The organism is Rhodococcus sp. B7740, assembly GCF_000954115.1.
Classification (GTDB): domain Bacteria; phylum Actinomycetota; class Actinomycetes; order Mycobacteriales; family Mycobacteriaceae; genus Rhodococcoides.
In genome coordinates, this window is the sequence record NZ_CP010797.1 from 625484 (window position 1) to 647582 (window position 22099).

The 22099-nt window shown below is 66.3% G+C and carries 20 protein-coding genes and 1 other RNA gene; 12 read left to right on the forward strand and 9 right to left on the reverse strand.

Annotated elements, in window-relative coordinates:
* Positions 1–11: 11 nt before the first annotated feature.
* Together NY08_RS02945 and NY08_RS02950 are read right to left on the reverse strand one after the other, a co-directional pair.
* Positions 12–485 (reverse strand): low molecular weight protein-tyrosine-phosphatase, encoded by a 474-nt coding sequence (locus tag NY08_RS02945; protein WP_045194830.1) that lies wholly within the window; start codon positions 483–485, stop codon positions 12–14.
* Positions 482–1174, reverse strand: coding sequence for an HAD-IA family hydrolase (locus NY08_RS02950; RefSeq protein WP_045194832.1), 693 nt, complete (start codon positions 1172–1174; stop codon positions 482–484). Before NY08_RS02950 ends, NY08_RS02945 begins: the two co-directional genes overlap by 4 nt.
* A 55-nt stretch (positions 1175–1229) precedes the next feature.
* On the opposite strand from NY08_RS02950, the gene cobC reads away from it, so the two are divergent.
* From cobC to NY08_RS02970, 4 genes are all read left to right on the forward strand, one after another.
* Positions 1230–2267 carry an Rv2231c family pyridoxal phosphate-dependent protein CobC gene (gene cobC, locus NY08_RS02955; protein ID WP_045199619.1) on the forward strand — a complete coding sequence of 346 codons (1038 nt, stop codon included), beginning with the start codon at positions 1230–1232 and terminating at the stop codon, positions 2265–2267.
* A gap of 14 nt (positions 2268–2281) precedes the next feature.
* Entirely contained in the window at positions 2282–3403 is a 1122-nt protein-coding gene (locus NY08_RS02960) for a Nif3-like dinuclear metal center hexameric protein (RefSeq protein ID WP_045199620.1), read from the forward strand.
* Positions 3404–3507: 104 nt separating this feature from the next.
* The gene (locus NY08_RS02965; RefSeq protein ID WP_045194834.1) at positions 3508–4245 is read left to right on the forward strand and encodes a zinc ribbon domain-containing protein; all 738 of its coding nucleotides are present in this window, start codon (positions 3508–3510) and stop codon (positions 4243–4245) included.
* Between the two features lie 5 nt (positions 4246–4250).
* Positions 4251–5360: a bifunctional RNase H/acid phosphatase gene (locus tag NY08_RS02970; protein WP_045194836.1), complete on the forward strand. Its 1110-nt coding sequence runs from the start codon at positions 4251–4253 to the stop codon at positions 5358–5360.
* Positions 5361–5377: 17 nt separating this feature from the next.
* Here the strand turns inward: NY08_RS02970 and NY08_RS02975 are convergent, their stop codons facing one another.
* Positions 5378–6301: a helix-turn-helix domain-containing protein gene (locus tag NY08_RS02975; RefSeq protein WP_235387085.1), complete on the reverse strand. Its 924-nt coding sequence runs from the start codon at positions 6299–6301 to the stop codon at positions 5378–5380.
* 37 nt (positions 6302–6338) lie between these two features.
* Here NY08_RS02975 and NY08_RS02980 point away from each other — a divergent pair, with 37 nt between their 5' ends.
* Together NY08_RS02980 and NY08_RS02985 are read left to right on the forward strand one after the other, a co-directional pair.
* Complete coding sequence (locus NY08_RS02980; RefSeq protein WP_045194837.1) at positions 6339–7037, forward strand: SDR family NAD(P)-dependent oxidoreductase; 699 nt, start codon at positions 6339–6341, stop codon at positions 7035–7037.
* A 90-nt stretch (positions 7038–7127) separates the two neighbouring features.
* Complete coding sequence (locus NY08_RS02985; RefSeq protein WP_144407311.1) at positions 7128–7730, forward strand: hypothetical protein; 603 nt, start codon at positions 7128–7130, stop codon at positions 7728–7730.
* Positions 7731–7737: 7 nt separating this feature from the next.
* Here NY08_RS02985 and NY08_RS02990 read toward each other — a convergent pair whose 3' ends face one another.
* Together NY08_RS02990 and NY08_RS02995 are read right to left on the reverse strand one after the other, a co-directional pair.
* Positions 7738–8988 (reverse strand): SLC13 family permease, encoded by a 1251-nt coding sequence (locus tag NY08_RS02990; protein WP_045194842.1) that lies wholly within the window; start codon positions 8986–8988, stop codon positions 7738–7740.
* Positions 8985–9509, reverse strand: a complete 525-nt coding sequence (locus NY08_RS02995) for a DUF1697 domain-containing protein (RefSeq protein WP_032394441.1) — start codon at positions 9507–9509, stop codon at positions 8985–8987. Before NY08_RS02995 ends, NY08_RS02990 begins: the two co-directional genes overlap by 4 nt.
* 63 nt (positions 9510–9572) lie before the next feature.
* Here NY08_RS02995 and rnpB point away from each other — a divergent pair.
* From rnpB to NY08_RS03005, 3 genes are all read left to right on the forward strand, one after another.
* Positions 9573–10014: RNase P RNA component class A (gene rnpB, locus NY08_RS25380), an RNA gene on the forward strand.
* Positions 10015–10074: 60 nt separating this feature from the next.
* Positions 10075–10257 carry a hypothetical protein gene (locus NY08_RS03000; protein ID WP_045194843.1) on the forward strand — a complete coding sequence of 61 codons (183 nt, stop codon included), beginning with the start codon at positions 10075–10077 and terminating at the stop codon, positions 10255–10257.
* Between the two features lie 2 nt (positions 10258–10259).
* Positions 10260–11690, forward strand: coding sequence for an RNB domain-containing ribonuclease (locus tag NY08_RS03005; RefSeq protein WP_045194845.1), 1431 nt, complete (start codon positions 10260–10262; stop codon positions 11688–11690).
* Here NY08_RS03005 and pip read toward each other — a convergent pair.
* The 4 genes from pip to NY08_RS03025 all read right to left on the reverse strand — a co-directional run bounded on the left by pip (position 11680) and on the right by NY08_RS03025 (position 15829).
* A complete protein-coding gene (gene pip / locus NY08_RS03010) occupies positions 11680–12636 on the reverse strand; it encodes a prolyl aminopeptidase (RefSeq protein WP_045194847.1) in 957 nt (318 codons plus the stop codon). The genes NY08_RS03005 and pip overlap by 11 nt on opposite strands.
* A gap of 1 nt (position 12637) precedes the next feature.
* On the reverse strand, positions 12638–13087 hold the full coding sequence (locus tag NY08_RS03015; RefSeq protein ID WP_045194848.1) for a hypothetical protein: 450 nt from the start codon (positions 13085–13087) through the stop codon (positions 12638–12640).
* A gap of 41 nt (positions 13088–13128) precedes the next feature.
* Positions 13129–13980 (reverse strand): 3-methyl-2-oxobutanoate hydroxymethyltransferase, encoded by an 852-nt coding sequence (gene panB, locus NY08_RS03020; protein WP_045194849.1) that lies wholly within the window; start codon positions 13978–13980, stop codon positions 13129–13131.
* A gap of 118 nt (positions 13981–14098) precedes the next feature.
* Complete coding sequence (locus NY08_RS03025) at positions 14099–15829, reverse strand: NAD+ synthase (protein WP_045199624.1); 1731 nt, start codon at positions 15827–15829, stop codon at positions 14099–14101.
* 80 nt (positions 15830–15909) lie between these two features.
* Here NY08_RS03025 and NY08_RS03030 point away from each other — a divergent pair, with 80 nt between their 5' ends.
* The 3 genes from NY08_RS03030 to NY08_RS03040 all read left to right on the forward strand — a co-directional run bounded on the left by NY08_RS03030 (position 15910) and on the right by NY08_RS03040 (position 22096).
* Positions 15910–17478, forward strand: a complete 1569-nt coding sequence (locus NY08_RS03030) for an alpha/beta hydrolase (RefSeq protein ID WP_045194850.1) — start codon at positions 15910–15912, stop codon at positions 17476–17478.
* A 102-nt stretch (positions 17479–17580) separates the two neighbouring features.
* A complete protein-coding gene (gene glnA / locus NY08_RS03035; protein WP_032379097.1) occupies positions 17581–18921 on the forward strand; it encodes a type I glutamate--ammonia ligase in 1341 nt (446 codons plus the stop codon).
* Positions 18922–19048: 127 nt separating this feature from the next.
* Complete coding sequence (locus NY08_RS03040; RefSeq protein ID WP_045194851.1) at positions 19049–22096, forward strand: bifunctional [glutamine synthetase] adenylyltransferase/[glutamine synthetase]-adenylyl-L-tyrosine phosphorylase; 3048 nt, start codon at positions 19049–19051, stop codon at positions 22094–22096.
* Positions 22097–22099 lie beyond the last annotated feature (3 nt).

Consider the following 22099-nt stretch of genomic DNA (forward strand, 5'->3'; position numbering starts at 1 on the left):
CGGTAGCCGGGTCAGCGAGGGAGCCGAGACCGTGCCCAGTCCAGCAAGCCGGGCACGGCACCTTCGATCTGCTCGCGCACCTCGGTGAATGCCGAATCGGATGAGTAGTACGGATCGGCCACCGACGAGTCGTCGGCATCGGGGTCGAACGACCGCAGCAAGGCGACACGATCGGCCGGAGCACCGAGCTGCAGCAGGGCGCGAGCATGGCCGGTATCGAGTGCGACGATCAGATCCGCTGCCAGATGATCCGGCCCGACCTGCGCCGCCGCGTGCTCGCTGTCGTATCCGTGGGCATCGAGCTCGGCGACGGTTCGAGGATCCGCGCCGTCGCCCACATGCCAACCGCCGGTCCCGGCGCTCGAGACGCGCACCGCCTCGCTCAGGCCGGCGTCGCGCAGATGAACGGCGAAGACCTTCTCGGCCATGGGCGATCGGCAGATGTTGCCGGTGCACACGAACGTCACGTGCAGTGGCTCGGTCATCGCACGGCCGCCGTGTTCTGCTCGAGCACGGCGGCCAGCTCGTCCATGCTCGACGCGGTGAACGCGGCGTCGTCGCTCTCGCCGTCGACGCCGTAGCCCCACTCGACGTACACCGTGGGAATGCCGAATCGAGCGGCACCGTGCACGTCGTGATCACGATCACCGATCATGATCACCCCGGCGGTGCCGCCGTCCGCGGACTCCACCGGGTCGATGCCGAGGTTGGTCAGCGAATGCGCGATCACGTCGGACTTCGCCCGTCGGGTGCCGTCGTTGCTGGCACCGCCGATGAACTCGAAGTAGCGCGACAGACCGAAGTGGTCCAGAATCCGGACCGCGAATCGCTCCGACTTCGACGTCGCCACACCGAGCCGGACGCCGCGATCCTGCAATCGCGTCAACACCGACTCGATGCCGTCGAACGCGGTGTTCTCGGCCCAGCCCCGCTCGTCGTAACGCTGGAAGTACGCCGCCGGGGCACGCTGCGCAGCATCCTCGTCCAGGCCGAGGCCGCGCAACGTGTCGATCAGTGGTGGTCCGACGACCATCGACAGCTGTTCCTCGGTCGGTTCGGGGGCATCCACCGACGCCAGTGCGTGGCGAAAACCGGCGTGAATTCCCGGTGCGGAATCGGTCAACGTCCCATCGAGATCGAACAGGACAACGGACGCGGGAGCATCGACGGACATGGTCGGAGCCTATCGGTGCGGGCTGTTCGGTGACGGCGCGGCTACGCTCGTCGCGATGTCCGACACAGCTGCCGATCCCGATGCGCTCCTCCGTCACCACGGAGACGTCGAGGTCGATTCCGGATTCGTCGACTTCGCCGTCAACGTACGCGGCGACGGACCGCCGGCATGGCTTCGCGATCGGCTCGGCGCGGCACTGAGTTCGTTGGGTTCGTACCCGAGCACGGCCGCCGAGACGGCCGCGCGAGAACAGGTGGCCGAACACCACGGCCGCTCACCGGACGAGGTACTGCTGCTCAGCGGCGGGGCCGAGGGTTTCTCGATGCTGCCGCGGCTTCGGCCCCAGCTCGTGGCGACGATCCACCCGTCGTTCACCGAGCCCGACTGGGTGCTGGAGCAGGCAGGCAGTGCGGTGCACCGAGTGATCCTGCCGCCACCCTTCGAGCTCGACCCGACGCTCGTACCCGACACCGCCGACATGGTGATCCTCGGCAACCCGACCAACCCCACATCGGTTCTGCACCCCCGTGAGGCGGTCCTGAGTCTGCGTGGATCCGGACGCATGCTGGTGATCGACGAGGCCTTCGCCGACGCAGTGCTCGGGGAGGGGGAATCGGTGGCGTCACAGAGCCTGGACGATGTGCTGGTTCTGCGCAGCCTGACCAAGACGTGGGCGTTGGCGGGATTGCGGTGTGGATACGCACTGGGGCACCCCGACGTCCTCGCGCGACTGCAGTACGGCCGTGCGCACTGGCCCCTGGGGAGTCTGCAGATCGAAGCGATCCGCGCCTGCACCGAACCGTTCGCCGTCGATCGGGCACGCGTCGAATCGGAGCGCATCCACCGCGAACGCACCGCGATGACCCAGCGCCTCGAGGCCTTGGGCCTGGACATCACCGGCCCGGCCCGTGCGCCGTTTCTGCTGCTCTGCGTCGACGGAGCGGATGTTGTTCGAGAACGCCTGCGCACGATGGGTATCGCGGTGCGGCGCGCGGACACGTTCCCGGGACTCGACCGGCACTACCTGCGCGTCGCGGTACGGGACTCGCAGCGGGTCGACATACTGGTGGACGCGTTGAAGACCGTTCTGTGAGGAGAGCAGCGAACATGGCAGTGACACTGGCCGACGTCATCGAGGTGCTCGACGACGCGTACCCACCCCGACTTGCGGAGAGCTGGGACTCGGTGGGCCTGGTGTGCGGAGATCCGAAAGCTGTTGTGCAGCAAGTCGTGTACACCGTCGACGTCACCGACGCCGTGGTCGACGACGCCATCGCCCGCGGTGCCGATCTCATCGTCGCCCACCATCCCTTGCTGCTCAAAGGCGTCGACACCGTCGCGGCCGACACCGCGAAAGGATCGGTGATCCACCGCCTGATCAAGGCCGACTGCGCGCTGTTCACCGCCCACACCAACGCCGACTCCGCAGATCCCGGAGTCTCCGACGCACTCGCATCCGCGCTCGGGGTGATCGACACCCGGCCACTCGATCCCATTCCGTCTCCCGCACACGACAAGTGGGTGATCTTCGTGCCCACCGCCGACTCGGCGGCGGTGCGACAGGCCCTGTTCGACGCCGGAGCCGGGCAGATCGGCGAGTACAGCGAAGCGAGCTGGCAGAGTGCGGGTCTCGGCCGATTCCGTCCGGGCCCGAACGCACACCCGACGCTCGGCGTTCTCGGCGAGGTGCACACCGAGGCGGAGGATCGCATCGAGGTCGTGGCCCCCAAAGGGCTACGTGCTCAGGTACTTTCGGCGATGCGTCGGGCACACCCGTACGAGGAGCCCGCGTTCGACGTATTCGAATCCGCGGCTCTACCGTCGTGCACCGGCCTGGGCCGCATCGGAAAACTACCGAATCCGATGACGTTGGCCGAGTTCACCGAGGTCGTCCGCGAGGCGTTGCCAGCCACGACGTGGGGAGTACGCGCAGCGGGAAACCCCGACGCCATGGTTTCGGTGGTTGCGATGTGCGGGGGAGCGGGTGACTCGTTCCTCTCCGCGGTGGCGCGCACCGACGCCGATGTGTACGTCACCTCCGATCTGCGGCACCACCCGGTCGACGAGCACCTGCGCGCCGGCGGCCCCGCGGTGATCGACACCGCACACTGGGCCTCGGAGTTCCCGTGGTGCGCACAGGCGCGAGACATCGTCGACGCCGCGTTCGGTGACACCGAGGGATGGAACAGCTGGGTCACCGAGGTGCGTACCGACCCGTGGACACTGTGATCATCGAACCCGCGACCTGCCATCGAGTGGATCCGGCTCGCTCATTTTCCTGCAGCCGGTAGGGTAATCCGAATCAACTTCCATAGTCGCAGGAGTCATCAAGCGTGAACGTCGATCCCAAAGTCCAGGCCTCGCTGCTCGAATTGGCCGGTGTGGATACCGAACTCTCGCAGATCGCCCACCGCCGCAAGAGCCTCCCCGAACAGCAGGAGGTGGACAAGCTCGAGACCGAGCGCACCACGCGCAAGGATGCCGCGGTGACGGTGCAGATCTCGATGGACGACCTCGACCGGGACATTCGCAAACTCGAAGGCGAGGTCGACGCGGTTCGGCAACGCGAAGCCCGCGACAAGAAGATGCTCGAGAGCGGCACCATCGCACCGAAGCAGATGACCGAACTTCAGCACGAGCTCGGCAGTCTCGAACGTCGTCAGGGCATCCTCGAAGAGGAACTTCTCGAGGTCATGGAGCAGCGTGAGGCCAGCGAGCGGGACTACCAGCACGCCGGTGCGCAACTGACGCAGATCGAGGACGAGTTGGTCGACGCCGGCCGCCGCCGTGACGACGCCGTCGCAGACCTCGATGTCGCCGAGAAGCGCAGCGCCGAGCGCCGCGAATCGTTGGCCTCGGGATTGCCCGCGGATCTGCTTGCGCTCTACGAGAAGCAGCGAGCGCTCACCGGCCGCGGTGCGGCACTGCTGCAGGCTCGTCGATGTGGAGCGTGCCGGATCGAACTCGATCGCAACGAGATCGCGAGCATCGCAAACAAGCCCGCGGATGCTCTGATTCGTTGCTCCGAGTGCAACGCAATCCTGGTGCGCACCAAGGAATCCGGAATTTGAGTCAGGTGTCGAGGGTCGTTGCCGAGGCCGACGGTGGATCGCGTGGAAATCCTGGGCCCGCCGGATACGGCGCGGTGGTGCTCAGTGCAGATCGCTCGCAGGTGCTCGCCGAGCGTCGGGCGTCGCTGGGCGTGGCGACCAACAACGTGGCCGAGTACAACGGACTGATCGCCGCACTGACCGCGGCCCGCGATGTCGGTGCCCGTGAGGTTGCCGTCCGCATGGACTCCAAACTCGTCGTCGAACAGATGTCCGGACGTTGGAAAGTGAAGCACCCGGACATGATTCCGCTTCAGCGCAAAGCCGCCGAACTGGCTCGCGGCTTCGATTCCGTCACCTACGAGTGGATTCCGCGTGCACAGAACTCGCACGCGGATGCGCTGGCCAACGAGGCGATGGACGCGGCGGCCGAGGGCGTGGACCTGTCGGATCGGCCCGACGCCGAGCCGGTTGCAGCGAAGCCCGCGTCGCCTGGATGGACCGGTGCGATGGGGGAGCCGACCCGCCTGCTGTTGCTACGACACGGCCAGACCCCCATGTCGGTCGACCGTCGATACTCCGGCCGGGGCAATCCCGACCTGACCGAACTGGGTCGACGCCAAGCAGATTCTGCCGCAACGGTTCTCGGTGCACGGACGGATATCGACGCCATCGTGGCCTCGCCGCTCGCGCGCGCCCAACAGACTGCTGCGGCGACAGCCGACCGTCTCGGTTTGCCCGTCACCACCGTCGACGGTCTCATCGAAACCGACTTCGGCGACTGGGAAGGGCTCACCTTCACCGAGGCCATGGAACGTCACCCCGAGGTCCACAAGGCGTGGCGAGGCGACACCTCCGTTGCACCGCCGAACGGTGAGAGCTTCGACGCAGTACGCACGCGCATCGAAGCGACCCGCGATCGATTGCTCGCCGAGTACGCCGGGAAGACCGTTCTGGTGGTCACCCACGTGACACCGATCAAGATGCTGTTGCAACTCGCACTCGACGTCGGCCCGTCGCTGCTGTACCGACTGCACTTGGATCTCGCGTCGCTGAGCATCGCCGAGTTCTACCCCGACGGCGGGGCTTCGGTGCGCTTGGTGAACGACACCTCGCACCTGGCCTCGTCGGCCTGAATCGCGGCTAGGTTCCGTCAACGGGATCCGGGCGACAACAGCGACAACAGTCTCGACTCGTCTCGCGAGCCAGGTGCTGCGGTGTAGACGATCACCCGCACGTCTGAGCCGGCAGGCCGAAACACGTCTCCATCGAGGACCATCGACCCAACCAGGGGATGGTCGATGCTCTTGCGTGCTCCCCGGTAGACGGTCGGACGTGCAGAGCGCCAGCGATCGGAGAATTCGTTGCTGCGGGCCCGAAGGTCACGGACCAGACTGTTGAGCTCGGCGTCGTCGGGATGCGATATCTGTGCCACACGGAGGTCCCCGACCAGCGCGTCCCGATACTGCTCTCGTTGTGCGGGATCGACCCACATCGACGACGTGTCCTCGGTCATCTCGAACCAGACCTGGTTGCGTGAATGTCCGGACAGGTCCATCGGATCGCCCATCAGCGCGGACCACGCCGCGTTCCATCTCAGCAGCCACCAATCCGCCGCGTACACCGCCGTAGGCCAGTGGTCGGCTCGGGCCAGCAGTCGATCGACACTGTTCGGTACCGATCGATCGACAGCCGACGACGGTGCCGCGAGTCCGGCAGCTCGATACAACACCCCGGCATCGGCGAGGTCGAGACCCAGGGCCCGAACCAGAGCGGCGACCACCGCCGCCGACGGATTCGACGCACGGCCCTGCTCGAGTTGAACCAGATAGTCCACGGAGATTCCGGCGAGGGTGGCGAGTTCTTCGCGGCGTAGTCCCGACGAACGCCGAGGTCTGACGGTCGAGTCGGACGGAACGGGTGCGCTGCGGTCTCGCCAGCCACGGAGCACCGACGAGAAACCCGCCGGCCGGCGTCCCTGCTGCTCTACGGTCATCTCCCCACTGTGCCACTCGGCCACGTGCGTCTCCTCGACGACGACGTGGGTGGTACCGGCAGACCTACCGACAATCGGCATCTTCTCGATTGGATCGCCGAGCCCTAGCGTCGACGTCATGAGCACAATCACGATGATCACCGGCGGCAACAAGGGAATCGGCCACGAGACAGCACGGCGCCTGCAGCGTGCCGGCCACACCGTGATCATCGGTGCCCGCAACCGTGAGCTCGGTCGTGCTGCTGCCGCCGACCTCGGCGTCACCTTCGTCCAACTCGACGTCACCGATCAGGGCAGCGTCGACGCTGCCGCACACCAGGTGCGTGTGGACCACGGACGCCTCGACGTCCTGATCAACAACGCCGGCATCACCGGGGCCTTCGTGCCGCTCGAGCAAGGATCGGCGGACGACGCCCGAGATGTCTTCGACACCAACGTCTTCGGCGTCGTTCGAGTGACCAACGCATTCGTGCCACTGCTGCGGATCTCGAAGAATGCACGAATCGTCAACGTCTCCTCGGGCGTCGGATCGATCCACGACACCATCGAGCAGGGCTGGTTCGACTGGCAGGTGGTGCCGCCGATCTACGCGTCGTCCAAGACGGCACTCAACATGCTTACGGTGAAGTACGCGCACGCACTCCCCACGATGCGAGTGAATGCTGCCGACCCCGGCTACACCCGTACCGATCTGAACGCCGGCAAGGGAGCACACGACGTCACGCAGGGCACCGACGAGATCGTTCGACTCGCCACGATTGCCGAGGACGGACCGACCGGCACCGTAGGAAACAGTCAGGGTCTGCTTCGCTGGTGAGTCATCGACCGAGAAGGAACTGTGCGCCTTCTGACAGGTGGGGCGTCGGACCGGGATGTCGCTCGGGTCGAGTGGGGGATGATGCGTTGCGTGTTCACTGACGCCGAGCGCGAGCCCACGGCGGCGCGCTGGATGGCAATCGCATTGCCGGCATCGGCCGCCGCCGGGCTGGCAGTTGCCTTCACCTGGCGATACTGCGTGCCCCGGATGTGGATCGATGCCGATGTCCCACCACCGATGACTGCCGGGACATCCGGGTACTTTCGCGTGTACGACTACGTGCAGTACGTGTCGGGACCGCCGTGGTGGCCGATCACGTTGGTCGCTCCAGTCGCGGCACTTCTGGTCGGGACCGTCGTCTCGATCACGGTCGGATGGATTCTGCGCGGCCGATCTCACGGCCGGGCACTGCATATGGCAGCCCCACTCGTGGCGGGAGGCCTCGTAGGCGCGGGGGCAGCATGGTGGGCACGACGTCGACCTCCCGAGATCCGCATCAGGATGGTCGCGGATCCTTACTTCGATGACCTCGGGCCGACCGGCGCTGCACGCCTGCAGATCTACGGCGGACCGCCGCTGTTCGACACCGTGCATGCCGGGCTGCTGTTGCCGGTGGTGGGGGCGGTGGTCGGTGCCGTGGTCTTCGCTGTGGGTCTGGCGGTCACGACACTCCGCGTACGGCGCCGGCTCTGACCGAGGCTCAAACCTGCAACGCAAGCCACAGGCCTGCCACCGCACCGACGATCGTCAGCGGTGTCGTGATGACGCCCAACACGGTGAAGGTTCGCAGATCTGCCGGTTCGTCGTTGGCCGATGCGACGCGTCGCCAGAGCATGATCGCCAGCGATCCGACGTAGGTGAGGTTGGGGCCGAGGTTCACCCCGATCACCATGGCCAACAACAGTGCCGGGGGAGCGTCGGCCCCGAATGCGGCCAGCAGCAGCAGCGTCGCGGGCAGGTTGTTGACGATGTTCGACGCCACCGCCGCGATGGCGGCCGCGGCCAGCAGCGAGGCGAAGCTGGTGTCGGACGGCAGAATTCGGGCCAGCCAGTCGCCGATCGGGCCTGTGGTGACACCGAGAACGACGATGCCGAGCAAGAAGACGAAGCCACAGAACGGTAGATCGGCACCGCGCAGAATGGCACGAGCACTGGTGTGGCGTCCTCGAAGTGCGGGGATGGCCAGTGCCACCGATCCCACCGCGGCCACCCAGAACGGTTCGACGTCGAACAGCCCTGCCACGGCGAAACCGACGAGTGTCGCGGCGAGGATGACCAGCGTGGTCCGGGGTGCAGGGACGTTCTCGGCGCTCTGCAGGGTCGAGCTCTTCGGCGGTGTGGCGGTGCGAGTCAGATCCTCGCGGAAGAAGATCAGGAACACCGCCAACTCGATGGCCACCGCGAATATCCAGGGCAATGCCATCAGAGCGGTGAAGTGCAGGAAGGTGAGTCCGGTCGCGGCGAATGCGAGCAGGTTGGTCAGGTTCGATACCGGCAGCAGCGTCGACGCCGAATTGGACAGGTGCGCCGTGGCGTAACTGTGTGGACGCGGCGACATTCTCAGGACGCGAGCAGCACCGATGATGGCCGGCGTCAGTAGAACCACGGTGGCGTCGAGGCTCAGTACTGCCGTGGTCGATGCGGCTGCTGCGAACACGAGTGTCAACAGTCGGCGGGGGCTGCCCTTCGCACCTCGTCGCAGCTTCGCCGCGATCCAGGTGAACACTCCGAGCGCGTCCGACAGATGCGCCAGGATCAGGATGAACGCCAGAAACACGACGGTCGGAGCGAGTTCGAGTACCTGCTCGCGTGCGGCGTCGAAGCTGACGAGGCCGACGACCAGGACGATCGCGGCAGCCGGCAGCGCGGCGACGATCTCGGGCAGACCCCGGGGTCGGACGATCGCGAAAACGAGCACAGCTGCGACCAGGGCCGCGGCGAGAACGGTCACGCGAGAATCTTTACGAGAGTGCGCAGATTTCGAGTGGTGGTCGTCGGCTTGAATTTCGCCTTGGCCGTCGCTTTCCCGAAGCGACTCGTCGTCGTGCTCCCCGCGCGGACCTCCCAGTACACGACATCGCGTCCGGCAGCGACACGTTCGAGCTCGACATCGAGTTCGTCTGCGAGAGCGGACAATTCGGTCAGATGGGTGGGGTCGGTTCCGAACACCACGTAAGGATGCCACCCTTGCCGTTCGGCGTCGAACGGGTAGCACTCCACGATCGCCCGAAGTGTCGGCACGTCCAGGACGACAACCCAGGCCTGATAGCCGAACGCCTGGGCGAGCGTGTTCTCCACCTGTCCTTTCACGACGACGGAAGTCAGCGGGGAGTTCAGCAGGACATTGCCGGTCGCGAGAACAGTGCGGACATCGGTGAAGCCGGCCGACGTCAGGGCCGCACGAAGATCGGCCATCTTGATGTTGATGCCACCGACATTGATGCCACGCAGCAACACGACCCACTCACTCATGAAAGGAACTGTAGTTCGGTTTCCGGCGACCGCGGAGCGCCGAGTAGAGTACGCAACCGCGAACGAGTTGGCCGGACGGCTGCGGCTCGAAGGACGGGCGAACGAGTGTCGTCGCGCTTCGAGCCGAGGAAAGTCCGGACTCCACAGAGCAGGGCGGTTGTTAACGGCAACCCGAGGTGACTCGCGGGACAGTGCCACAGAAAACAGACCGCCTGCGGATCGGTTCTTCGGAATCGAACGGCAGGTCAGGGTGAAACGGTGCGGTAAGAGCGCACCAGCATCCCAGGTGACTGGGATGGCTAGGTAAACCCCGCCCGGAGCAAGGTCGAAGGCTGCACCCCGAAAGTGGTGCAGCTGCGCAGGTGCTCGAGGGCTGCTCGCCCGAGCCTGCGGGTGGACTGCTCGAGGTACCCGGCAACGGTGTGCCCAGATGGATGGTCGTCGACGTCGAACCCGCGAAAGCAGGAACGGCAGACAGGATCCGGCTTACAGGCCGACTCGTTCGCACTCACTATTTCTTCCGCAGTTCTCCTGCGGTGTCGCTCCATGGGGCACACTGGAAGTCATGACCGACGACGACACCTCCTGGTACTACGACATCAGCACCAAGCAGGTCGTACAGGGCAAGCAGACCAATGCCCTCGACCGCATGGGCCCGTATCCGGACAAGGCCACCGCGGAGCAGGCGCTGAAGATCGCCGCGGCGCGCAACAAGGCCGCCGATTCCGACGACGACTGGAACAACTGACGGTGCTGCTCACCCGGCTGAGGGCCCCGGGCTTCGACTTCGAGGCCATCAGATCCGAGTTCGCACTGAACGAAGCGTTCGACGCAGACGTGATGCGCGAGGCGGTCGAAGCCCGAGACCTGCACGCCGACAGCAGAATCGACCGCACTGACATCCCGTTCGTCACCATCGACCCGCCCGGCTCGAAGGACCTCGACCAAGCCGTACACATCGAGAAGACGTCCAACGGATTGGTGGTGCACTACGCGATTGCCGACGTGGGCGCACTGGTGACGCCAGGGGGAGCGCTCGACACCGAAACCCGTCGACGCGGTCAGACGTTCTACCTTCCCGACGGATCCGTACCGTTGCATCCACGAGAGCTGTCGGAGGGCTCGGGCAGCCTGCTCGAGGGCCAGACGCGTTGCGCCGCGCTGTGGACCATCGAACTCGACGACGTCGGCGAGGCGGCCGCGTGGACCGTCACCCGCGCGCTCGTTCGATCGACCGCCCGGCTCGATTACGCCGCAGTGCAGGCCGATGTGGACGCGGGGACACCGCATCCGTCCATCGCAGCGTTGGCCGAATTCGGGGCCCAGCGCGCAGCTGCAGCGAGACGGCGCGGAGCCGTCGACATCACCCTGCCCGAGCAGGAAGTGGTGCCGGACGGGCGAGGCTGGCGCATCGTCCTGCAACCACGCACCGCAGTGGACGGGTGGAACGCCGAAATATCGCTGCTGACGGGAATGTGCGCCGCCAGAATCATGCTCGACGCCGGAATCGGTATCGTGCGCACCCTCCCGCCTGCCTCGTCCGAATCCGTGGACACACTGAAGAAGACGGCAGCAGCCCTCGGAATCGACTGGCCCGCAGGCGCATCCGCCGGGTCTGTGCTGGCGGGTCTGCCCACCGACGAGCCGTCGACACTGGCGATGATGACCCAGGCGACCGGTTTGCTGCGCGGTGCGGACTACCTCGCGTTCGACCGCACGACGAACCCTGTGGACAGTGATACTTCGGTCGAGCATTCGGGAATCGGCGCGCCGTACGCGCACGTGACGGCACCACTGCGGCGGCTGTCCGATCGCTTCGCCACCGAGGTGTGCCTGGCCGTCGTGGCCGAAGTGCCGGTACCGGACTGGGCGGCGCAGGCGCTGCCGGAGTTGCCCGCCATCATGCGCGGATCGGATTCCGCGGCGTCGAAGGTGGACCGTGCCTGCATCGACCTCACCGAGGCGCACGTACTGAAAGACAGAGTGGGCGAGCATTTCTCGGCCGTCGTGCTGCGCGGTGCCGAGGGGAAGCGGGACGCCGAGGTGTTGGTGTCGCAGCCGATAGTTCTCGGCAAGTGCGACGGAGAACCGCCCGCAGGGGAGTCGGTGAAGGTCCGGTTGACCCGGGCCGACACCGACTCGCGCACAGTCCGGTTCGACTACCCGGCCGTCACTGCCTGAAACGATCCGTCGCCTCGACGAGGTGATGCACGATGCCGGGTTCGGCTGCAGAGTGCCCGGCGTCGTCGACGATCACCAGATCTGCCGAGGGCCAGGCCTTGTGCAGCGCCCACGCGCTCGTCGCCGGGCACACGACGTCGTAGCGGCCCTGCACGATGACACCCGGAATGCCGTCGAGCAAGTGGGCATCACGTAGCAGTTGATTCTCTTCGAGAAAGCAGTTGTTACGGAAGTAGTGGTTCTCGATACCGGCAAATGCCAGGGCAAACCGCGGGTCCGAGTTGTCTTGCACTGCATCCGATTTCGGCAACAGGTAACTCGTCGCCGCCTCCCAGGTGGACCACGCCACCGCGGCTTTCGTAGCGGCCTCGCGGTCGTCGGACGTCAACTGCCGGTGGTATGCCTCGACGAGATTGCCGCCGCGCTCGTCCTCCGGAACAGGTTCGAGAAACTTCTCCCACAGATCGGGGAAGATGTGGCCTGCCCCGCCGCCGTAGTACCAGTCGATCTCCGACGGCCGCACCAGGAAAATACCCCGCAGAATCAGTCCTCGCACGCGATCCCGGTGCGACTGTGCGTACGCCAGCGACAGCGTCGAGCCCCAGGAACCGCCGAACACCAACCACGTGTCGATGCTCAGATGTTCCCGCAGCTTCTCCATGTCCGAGATCAGCCGGTCGGTGCTGTTGACCGACAGATCGGCGCCGTCGGCGATGTGCGGGGTCGACTGCCCGCAGCCCCGCTGATCGAACAACACGATTCGATAGGCCTGCGGGTCGAAATACCGCCGTTGCAACGGATTGGTGGCCCCGCCGGGACCGCCGTGTACGAATACCACCGGAGCGCCGTCGGGATTGCCGGAGACTTCCCAGTAGATCTGCTGTCCGTCGCCGACATCGAGGTGTCCGGTGTCGACAGGATCGATCTCGGGGTACAGAGAACGCATCCTAGAAGCCCACCAGACCGGATGCGAGGTCCGGAATGTCCAGCGAGCGGATGGCCTCGTCCCGTACGTCCGAGCACGTCTCCGTCGTGATGTCGTCGACGATCGCTCGGTTCTGCACCACCTGCAGGTTGATGACGCCGCTCTGCGCCGCCCAGGTCTGCACCAGGATGTTGAGCCCGCCCCGGCCGAGCGTCGGCCCCTGGACGCGCCAGTTGGACAGCTGCGCCTCGAGATCGGTGCACAGCTGTTGCTTCTGGGCATCGGTGATCACTGCTTCCGCCGGCGGTGCGGTGACCGTGGTGGTCGGCACGACAGTCGTCGTCGTCGACGACGAACCGGTGTTGGTCGTATCCGTGCTGCACGCACCGATCAGCGTGAGGAGCGCAGCCGCGCCGACTACTGCGACCGCGCTTCTCCGTGCCTCGAAGGTCGAACCCCGTCTCAGTTTCATGGTCCGAGTGTGCCATCCGCACCCGACGGAGACGGTAACGATCAGTAGCTGTGTTCGGGCCCGGGGAAGACCCCCGACCGCACCTCGGACAGGTACGTCGTTGCCGCGGTCCGCAAGCAATCGCCGACGTCGGCGAACTTCTTCACGAACTTCGCGGTCTTACCGTTGGTGTATCCGGCCATGTCCTGCCACACCAGAACCTGCGCGTCGCATTCGTTGCCCGCACCGATGCCGACCGTGGGAATGGTCAGCTTGCGGGTGACCTGGCCGGCAATGTCGGCGGGAACCATCTCCATGACGACGGCGAATGCTCCCGCTTCCTGGACTGCGATGGCGTCGGCCACCAGCTGCTCGGACGCGTCTCCGCGACCCTGAACGCGGAAGCCACCGAGGGTGTTGACACTCTGCGGGGTGAAGCCGACGTGGGCCATCACCGGGATGCCCGCGGCAGTGATCGCGGCGATCTGGCCGGCCACGCGCTCGCCGCCTTCGAGCTTGACTGCGCCCGCGAGACCTTCCTTCATGAACCGGACAGCGGTTTCCAGTGCCTGCTGCGGCGAGGCCTCGTAGGTGCCGAAGGGCAGATCTGCGACGACGAGGGCGTGCGGTGCGCCGCGGACCACCCCGCGGACCAGCGGAAGGAGCTCGTCGACGGTGATCGGCACGGTGGTGTCGTAGCCGTAGACGACGTTTGCCGCCGAGTCGCCGACGAGGAGAACCGGAACTCCGGCTTCCTCGAAGATGCGGGCACTGGAGTAGTCGTAGGCGGTGAGCATTCCCCAGCGCTCACCGTCGGCCTTCATCTGCAGAAGGTGGTGGGTGCGGGTCTTGCGGTTCAGCGCGGTGGAGGGTGCTTCCTGAGCGGATCCGCCGTACGCAGCAGTTTCGGACATCTTTGTCCCTTTCTGGTCCTCGAGGCCCGCTCGGCGGGTCCCCGGGATGGGGTGTGATGACGTGGGCAAGTCTGCCACTGCTCACGACCTGCCGGACCGCTACCGGCAGTGCAATTCGTCACACCCCGCCGCGCGCCGCGTAATCCCGCCAGCCGTTGGTGATCGGCATGCGGCGGTCACGTCCGAACGCACGAGAGGTGACCTTGGTGCCGATCGGATACTGACGCCGCTTGTATTCCGACGCGTCGACCTTGCGCAGGATGTCCGCGACCACCGCGGCCTCGAATCCGGCCGCCACGATGTCCTCGAAGCCCTGGTCGTGGTCGACGTACCTGAACAGGATGGCGTCGAGCTCGTCGTAATCGGGCAACGAGTCGGTGTCGAGTTGCCCCGGCCTGAGCTCTGCGGACGGCGGCTTGTCGATGCTCGACTCGGGGATCGGAGGAATGTCCCCACGGTCGGCCGCGGACTTGTTTCGCCACCGCGCCAGATCCCACACGAGCGACTTCGGCACGTCCTTGATCGGCGCGAAGCCGCCGACGGCATCCCCGTAGATCGTCGAATAGCCAACGGCCAGTTCGGATTTGTTGCCGGTGGCCAACACCAGATGGCCGAAGCTGTTCGACAGTGCCATCAGCACCATGCCCCGGCACCGCGCCTGGATGTTCTCCTCGGCGAGCCCGGTCAGATGCAGCTGGTCGACGTAGCGGGCGACCATGTCGGCAATCGGCTCGACGCGGAAATGAACACCCGTGCGCGACGCGAAATCCTCTGCGTCGGTGCGAGAGTGAGTCGACGAGTACGTCGAGGGCATCGACACTGCGTGTACCGCATCGTGGCCCAGGGCGTCGACGGCGATCGCGGCGACCACCGCCGAATCGATACCGCCGGACAATCCGAGAGCCACCGAACGAAAACCGTTCTTGTGCACGTAGTCTCGTAGACCCGTCACCAGTGCGCCCCACACCTGTTCCTCGGTGCTCACGATCTCTGCGAGGAACGGCTCGGCTCGCTGCCAGCCGGTGACCGCCACGTCGGGGAGCGTGACCCGATCGATGGTCCAGCCGGGTACCTCGGCGGCATCCGGATGTGGTGCCGTCGGAGCGTCGACGTCGACGATCAGCAGATGCTCGACGAATTGCGGGGAGCGGCCCCAGGTGGAGCCGTCCGGACCGACGACGAAACTCGCCCCGTCGAACACCAACTCGTCCTGGCCGCCGACGACGTTGACGTAGGCGATCGGAGCGCCGATCTCGGTGGCCCGTCGCAGGGCGATGGAGCGACGCACCTCGTCCTTTCCCTGCTCGAAGGGGCTGGCGTTGAGGCAGAGCAGCATGTCCACCCCGGCCGCGGCATAGGCGGGCACGGACCCGCCCGGTTGCCAGATGTCCTCGCAGACAACGACGCCGAGCCGCAGGCCGTTCACCGTCGTGATGCTCAGGCCGGATCCCGGAGCGAAGTAGCGTGCCTCGTCGAACACTCGGTAGGTGGGGAGCGAGTGCTTGTCGTACCGAGTCGTCACCCGTCCGGCGGTGATCACTGCCGCGCTGTTCCGCGAGCCCTCGGCGTCGCGATCGAGGTAGCCGACCACGACGATGCGATCGCCACACCCGGCAGCGTCGAGGGCTGTCGCCAACTCGGTGAGGCAGTGCGCCGACGCGGCGGCGAACGACGGTCGCAGAGCCAGATCCTCGACGGGGTATCCCGTCAGCGCCATCTCGGGAAACACCACCACGTTGGCACCGTCGTGAGCTGCGCGGACCGTCCACTCGACGATCGCTGCGGAATTCGCTGCAAGATCGCCGACCACGGAGTTGATCTGGGCGAGGGCGAGTCGAAGTGCCTGCACGGCATCCACGCTAGTGCTCGCACGACGTCCCCGCCGGGCAGCGGGAGCGGAGGGCCCGAAAGACCTGGCACGATCGTGCCATGAGAACGCGCACCAGGAGCACGGCCGTGGCACTGTCCGCGGTCGCCGTGTTGGCCGTCGGCTGCTCCACGTCCGAGCCGACAGCCACTCCCGAGAACTCCGGTGCGTCGGACAGCTCCTCATCGGCATCCGCCGTCGGCCCGATCCCCTCGGGGCTCGAAACGTTCTACACCCAAACGCTGGAGTGGGAAAGCTGCGACCGGTACAACACCGACGGCAGCGAACTGGGAAGTGCCGTCGAATGCGCGATGGTGACCGTGCCGTTGGACTACGCCGACCCCGAGGGCAGGACTATCGAGGTCGCCATCTCACGGACGAAGGCGACGGGCGAGAAGATCGGATCGGTACTGATGAACCCGGGCGGGCCCGGATCGTCGGGCCTCTACCTCGCCGGGCAGGCCGAAGGCACCGCCGTCGCCGATCGCTTCGACCGCATCGGCTTCGACCCACGCGGGATCGGAGCATCCGAGCCGGAGGTCCGTTGTCTGACGTCCGAGGAGGTCGACCAGGAGCGTCGCGAACCCGATGTGGACGTCAGCCCCGAAGGCATCGCGGCGACCGAGGCCGAACATCGGGACTACGCCGCGCAGTGTGTGGAGCGGACCGGGGCGGACGTGCTCGAGCACGTCGGCACCCGCGAGGTGGTGCGGGACATGGACGTCATCCGCGCAGTCCTGGGCGACGAGAAGCTGACCTACATCGGGTACTCCTACGGCACGCGAATCGGGACCGCGTACGCCGAGGAGTTCCCGTCGAACGTGCGCGCGATGGTGCTCGACGGTGCTCTCGATCCCGACCAGTCACCCGTCGACGAGGCCGTTGCCCAGGGGGCGGCATTCCAGACCGCGTTCGACGCTTTCGCCGCGGACTGCGCGCAGACCGAGACCTGCCCGCTCGGAACCGACCCGGCGCAGGCCGTAGCGCAGTTCCGGTCCTTGGTGGACCCACTGATCGACCGACCCGCCGACACGACCGATCCCCGTGGCCTCAGCTACGACGACGCGATCACCGGAGCCCAGCAAGCGCTGTACTCACAGCAGCTGTGGCGTCTGCTCCGGGCCGGGTTGAACGAATTGCGCGATGGTCGGGGCGACACGCTGCTCCGGCTCGCCGACACCTACTCCGGCCGGCTCGAGGACGGTAGCTACACCAACATCGACGACGCATTCAATGCGGTTCGTTGCGTCGACGGCCCACCGACCACCGATCGCGCAGCGGCCGACGAGGCGGACGCCCGGTTCCGTGCCGCCGCGCCGTACCTGGACGACGGTCGGGCGACGGGCAGCGCGCCACTGGACCTGTGCGCCTTCTGGCCGGTGCCGAACACGAGTGATCCGCACATCGTCGACGTCGAGGGACTGCCGACGCTGGTGGTCGTCTCGACGACCAACGACCCGGCCACGCCCTACCAGGCAGGTGTCGAGCTGGCGGCGCAGCTGCGCGCGGATCTGGTGACGTACGACGGTACGCAGCACACGGTCGCCTTCTCCGGCGTCGACTGCATCGACGAGCCTTTGGTGAACTACCTCGTCGAGCTGGTGCCGCCGGAGGACGGATTGCGGTGTTGACGTGCTAGCTCACGTCCCGTGAAGTGCGCAGAGAGTTTCACGAAGTGAGACCGAATTCACGATGTAACACAGATTTAACTCCGTTTGCTTACTCTCGCGTTCATGGATCGTCAAAAGGAATTCGTGCTCCGGACCCTCGAAGAGCGCGACATTCGTTTCGTCCGCCTCTGGTTCACCGACGTTCTCGGGTACCTCAAGTCGGTGGCCATCGCCCCCGCCGAGCTCGAAGGGGCTTTCGACGAGGGGATCGGTTTCGACGGTAGCGCCATCGAAGGATTCGCCCGCGTGTCCGAGGCCGACACCGTGGCCAAGCCCGATCCGTCGACGTTCCAGATTCTGCCGTGGTCCACCAGCAAAGGGCACCAGCACTCGGCGCGGATGTTCTGCGACATCGCCATGCCCGACGGCTCGCCGTCCTGGGCCGACTCACGCCACGTGCTTCGTCGCCAGCTCAGCAAGGCCGCGGACCTGGGATTCAGCTGCTACGTGCACCCCGAGATCGAATTCTTCCTGCTCAAGGACGCTCCGCAGGACGGCTCACCGCCGACCCCGGCCGACAACGGCGGCTACTTCGATCAGGCCGTACACGACTCGGCCCCGAACTTCCGCAGGCACGCCATCGACGCGCTCGAGTCGATGGGAATCTCGGTCGAGTTCAGCCACCACGAGGCCGCACCGGGCCAGCAGGAGATCGACCTCCGCTACGCCGACGCACTGTCGATGGCCGACAACATCATGACCTTCCGCTACGTGGTCAAGGAAGTCGCCATCGAAGAAGGCGTGCGCGCGACGTTCATGCCCAAGCCCTTCAGCGATCAGGCCGGCTCGGCGATGCACACGCACATGAGCCTGTTCGAGGGCGACGCCAACGCCTTCCACAACCCGGACGACCCGATGCAGCTCTCGGAGACCGGCAAGTCCTTCATCGCAGGCATCCTCGAACACGCCAACGAGATCAGCGCCGTGACCAACCAGTGGGTCAACTCCTACAAGCGGCTCGTGCGCGGCGGCGAGGCACCGACGGCGGCGTCGTGGGGACCGGCGAACCGCTCGGCACTGATCCGCGTGCCGATGTACACCCCGAACAAGGCATCCTCACGCCGAGTCGAGATCCGCAGCCCTGATTCGGCCTGCAACCCGTACCTCGCCTTCGCGGTTCTGCTGGCCGCCGGTCTGCGTGGAATCGAGAAGGGCTACACCCTGCCGCCCGAGGCCGAGGAAGACGTGTGGGCACTGACCTCCGCGGAACGTCGCGCCATGGGATACAAGGAACTGCCGGGCAATCTCGATCAGGCACTGAACGCGATGGAAGGCTCCGAACTGGTCGCCGAGGCACTGGGCGAGCACGTCTTCGACTTCTTCCTCCGCAACAAGCGTCGCGAGTGGGAGGAATACCGCAGCCACGTCACGCCGTACGAGTTGAAGGCCTACCTGGGTCTTTAACAGCACGGCGTCGTCATGGGCTACGTTCTAGTCGATCGTGAATGGTAGTTCCGATGCCGGCGCGGGCACCCTCGCGTCGCATTACTGACGACGGGGTAAAACTGTGGCACGCCGAGGTGGATTCTAGATGGTGCGTCCTCCTACTTCCAGATCCGTCGTTCCCGGACCGGGCCGACTCGGCCTGGTCGAAGAAACTGCGCCGTCCGATCTGCGCACTCTCGGTTGGACGGACGAGGACAGCCTCGAGCTGCTCTGGTCGCTCTCGCGCGCGCCCAATGCCGATCTCGCGCTCCGCACCCTCGTGCGGTTGTACGAGTTGCTCGGTTCCGGTTGGTCGGAGTTCGACACGGCGCTGCGCACGGACAAGGGATTCCGTGGGCGCATTCTCGGACTCGTCGGTGCCTCGAGTGCGCTCGCCGATCACCTCGTGGCCGACGACAGCACGTGGCGTCTGCTGCTGACCAAGGAAGGTCAGGGCACCGGGGTCTCGGCGAAGATCGAACTCCCCAGCAAGGCGACATTGGTCGCGGAACTCCTCGAGGTGGTCGGGGCCGAGCCAGAGACCGGACCCAATGCCGCGCCCGACCTGTACCGGGCGTCGATCACCGGACCGCCAGCCGTGATCGCCCTGCGCAAGAAGTACCGCGACCAGATCATGGTCCTGGCGGCGTACGACCTCGCCGCGACCGTCGAGAACGAACCCGTCCTGCCGTACACGGTGGTCGGATCGCAACTGTCCGACATGGCCGATGCCGCGCTCACTGCGGCACTCGCCGTCGCCGTCGCCACCGTGTGCCCCGACGCCCCGTGCCCCACGCGCTTGGCCGTCGTCGCGATGGGCAAATGCGGTGCGCGCGAACTCAATTACGTCTCCGACGTCGATGTGGTGTTCGTCGCCGAGCCTGCCGACTCGCAGGCGAGTCGCATCGCCGGCGAGATGATGCGCATCGGATCCTCGGCCTTCTTCGAGGTCGACGCGGCGCTGCGTCCCGAGGGCAAGCGCGGCGAGTTGGTCCGCACCCTCGACTCGCACGTGGCCTACTACAAGCGCTGGGCCAAGACCTGGGAGTTCCAGGCGTTGCTCAAAGCACGCCCGATGACCGGCGACATCGCGCTCGGCAACGATTACGTCGACGCGGTCAACCCGATGGTGTGGTTGGCCAGCCAGCGCGAGGACTTCGTGCCCGAGGTGCGCGCGATGCGGCGTCGAGTCGAGGAGATGGTGCCGCCGGAGCTCCGCGAGCGCGAGATCAAACTCGGCCGCGGAAGCCTGCGGGATGTCGAATTCGCGGTCCAGCTCCTGCAATTGGTGCACGGTCGAACCGACGAATCGCTGCGCGTACTCGGCACGACCGACGCACTGACCGCACTCACCGAGGGCGGCTACGTCGGCCGCGACGACGCCGCGAATCTGACGGCCTCCTACGAGTTTCTTCGGCTGATCGAGCACCGCCTGCAGCTGCAGCGAATGCGGCGCACGCACACCCTGCCTCCGCAGGACGACGAGGAAGCTCTTCGGTGGCTGGCCCGGTCGGCGCACATGCGACCGGACGGCAACCGCGACTCCCTCGGGGTGCTGAACGCCGAGATCAAGCGCAACGCACAACGCATCAGACGGTTGCACGCCAAGCTCTTCTACCGGCCGCTGTTGGACTCGGTGGTCAAGTTCGACTCGGAGACAGTGCGGTTGACGCCGGACGCCGCGACGCGCCAGCTCGCAGCGCTCGGCTACGCGACTCCCCAGAACGCATTGGGCCACCTACGTGCGCTGGTCGGCTCGGGTACCCGCCGCGGTCAGATCCAGGCCGTGTTGCTGCCGACCCTGCTCGAGTGGCTTGCCGACACACCCGATCCCGACGCCGGACTGCTCAACTACCGCAGGCTGTCGGAATCGGCGGGGGAGCAGACGTGGTTCCTGCGCGTGCTGCGCGACGAAGGCGCAGTGGCTCAGCGGCTCATGATCGTGCTCGGCTCCTCGGCGTACGTGCCGGACCTGCTGATCAAGGCCCCCGAGGTCATTCGGTTGTTCGCCGACGGACCCACCGGCCCTCGGCTGCTCGACGTCGAGCCGGAGGAGACGTACCGCGCGATCCTGTCGTCCTCGGCCAGGTACGAGGACCCGGTACGAGCGATCAACGCCGCCAGGGCGCTGCGACGCCACGAACTGGCCCGGGTGGCCTCGGCAGACATTCTCGGCATGCTCGACGTGCCTCAGGTGTGCCGCGCGCTGTCCTCGGTCTGGGCCGCAGTGATCAACGCAGCGCTCGCCGCTGCAGTGCGAGCCAGCGAGAAGGAACGCGGAGAACCTGCACCGGCAACTCTCGCCGTCATCGGTATGGGACGCCTGGGCGGCGGCGAGCTCGGCTACGGCAGCGACGCAGACGTGCTGTTCGTCTGCGAACCGGTGGACGGCGTCGACGAGACCGTTGCGGTCAAGTGGGCCAACACCATTGCCGACCGCATCCGCAAACTGCTCGGCGCGCCCAGCACCGATCCGCCGCTCGAGGTCGACACCGGTCTGCGGCCGGAAGGCCGCAACGGCCCGGTGGTGCGCACCCTGGCGTCCTACGCCGCGTACTACTCGCAGTGGGCTCAGGCCTGGGAGGTGCAGGCTCTCCTGCGCGCACACCAAGTGGCCGGCGACCAGGATCTCGGCATCCGATTCCTGCTGATGGCCGACAAGGTGCGCTACCCCGAGGGCGGTGTGTCCGCCGATGCGGTCCGCGAGATTCGACGCATCAAGGCGCGCATCGATTCCGAGCGTCTGCCCAAGGGAGCCGACCCATCCACCCACACCAAGCTCGGACGTGGGGGACTGGCAGACATCGAGTGGACCGTTCAGCTGATTCAGCTCAGGTACGCGCACAAGGTCCTGACGTTGCACAACACCTCGACCCTGCAGTCACTCGACGCCATCGGTGCGGCCGAGCTCATGAGCGAAACCGACGTCGAACTGCTCAGGGAAGCCTGGATCCTGGCGACGAAGGCACGCAACGCGCTGGTGCTGGTCCGCGGCAAGCCCACCGATCAGCTGCCGCGACCGGGAGCTGTGCTCTCCGCAGTTGCGCAGGTGGCGGGCTGGGAGAACGGCGACGCCGGAGCATTCCTCGACAACTACCTGCGCGTGACACGTCGAGCGAAGGCAGTGGTGGAACGGACCTTCGGCGGAAGCTAGTCC

Coding starts and splice junctions, on each gene's coding strand:
- NY08_RS02945 (WP_045194830.1), bottom strand. CDS start 485: ATGACCGAGCCACTGCACGTGACGTTCGTGTGCACCGGCAACATCTGC.
- NY08_RS02950 (WP_045194832.1), bottom strand. CDS start 1,174: ATGTCCGTCGATGCTCCCGCGTCCGTTGTCCTGTTCGATCTCGATGGG.
- cobC (WP_045199619.1), top strand. CDS start 1,230: ATGTCCGACACAGCTGCCGATCCCGATGCGCTCCTCCGTCACCACGGA.
- NY08_RS02960 (WP_045199620.1), top strand. CDS start 2,282: ATGGCAGTGACACTGGCCGACGTCATCGAGGTGCTCGACGACGCGTAC.
- NY08_RS02975 (WP_235387085.1), bottom strand. CDS start 6,301: ATGCCGATTGTCGGTAGGTCTGCCGGTACCACCCACGTCGTCGTCGAG.
- NY08_RS02980 (WP_045194837.1), top strand. CDS start 6,339: ATGAGCACAATCACGATGATCACCGGCGGCAACAAGGGAATCGGCCAC.
- NY08_RS02995 (WP_032394441.1), bottom strand. CDS start 9,509: ATGAGTGAGTGGGTCGTGTTGCTGCGTGGCATCAATGTCGGTGGCATC.
- NY08_RS03000 (WP_045194843.1), top strand. CDS start 10,075: ATGACCGACGACGACACCTCCTGGTACTACGACATCAGCACCAAGCAG.
- pip (WP_045194847.1), bottom strand. CDS start 12,636: ATGCGTTCTCTGTACCCCGAGATCGATCCTGTCGACACCGGACACCTC.
- NY08_RS03015 (WP_045194848.1), bottom strand. CDS start 13,087: ATGAAACTGAGACGGGGTTCGACCTTCGAGGCACGGAGAAGCGCGGTC.
- panB (WP_045194849.1), bottom strand. CDS start 13,980: ATGTCCGAAACTGCTGCGTACGGCGGATCCGCTCAGGAAGCACCCTCC.
- NY08_RS03030 (WP_045194850.1), top strand. CDS start 15,910: ATGAGAACGCGCACCAGGAGCACGGCCGTGGCACTGTCCGCGGTCGCC.
- glnA (WP_032379097.1), top strand. CDS start 17,581: ATGGATCGTCAAAAGGAATTCGTGCTCCGGACCCTCGAAGAGCGCGAC.
- NY08_RS03040 (WP_045194851.1), top strand. CDS start 19,049: ATGGTGCGTCCTCCTACTTCCAGATCCGTCGTTCCCGGACCGGGCCGA.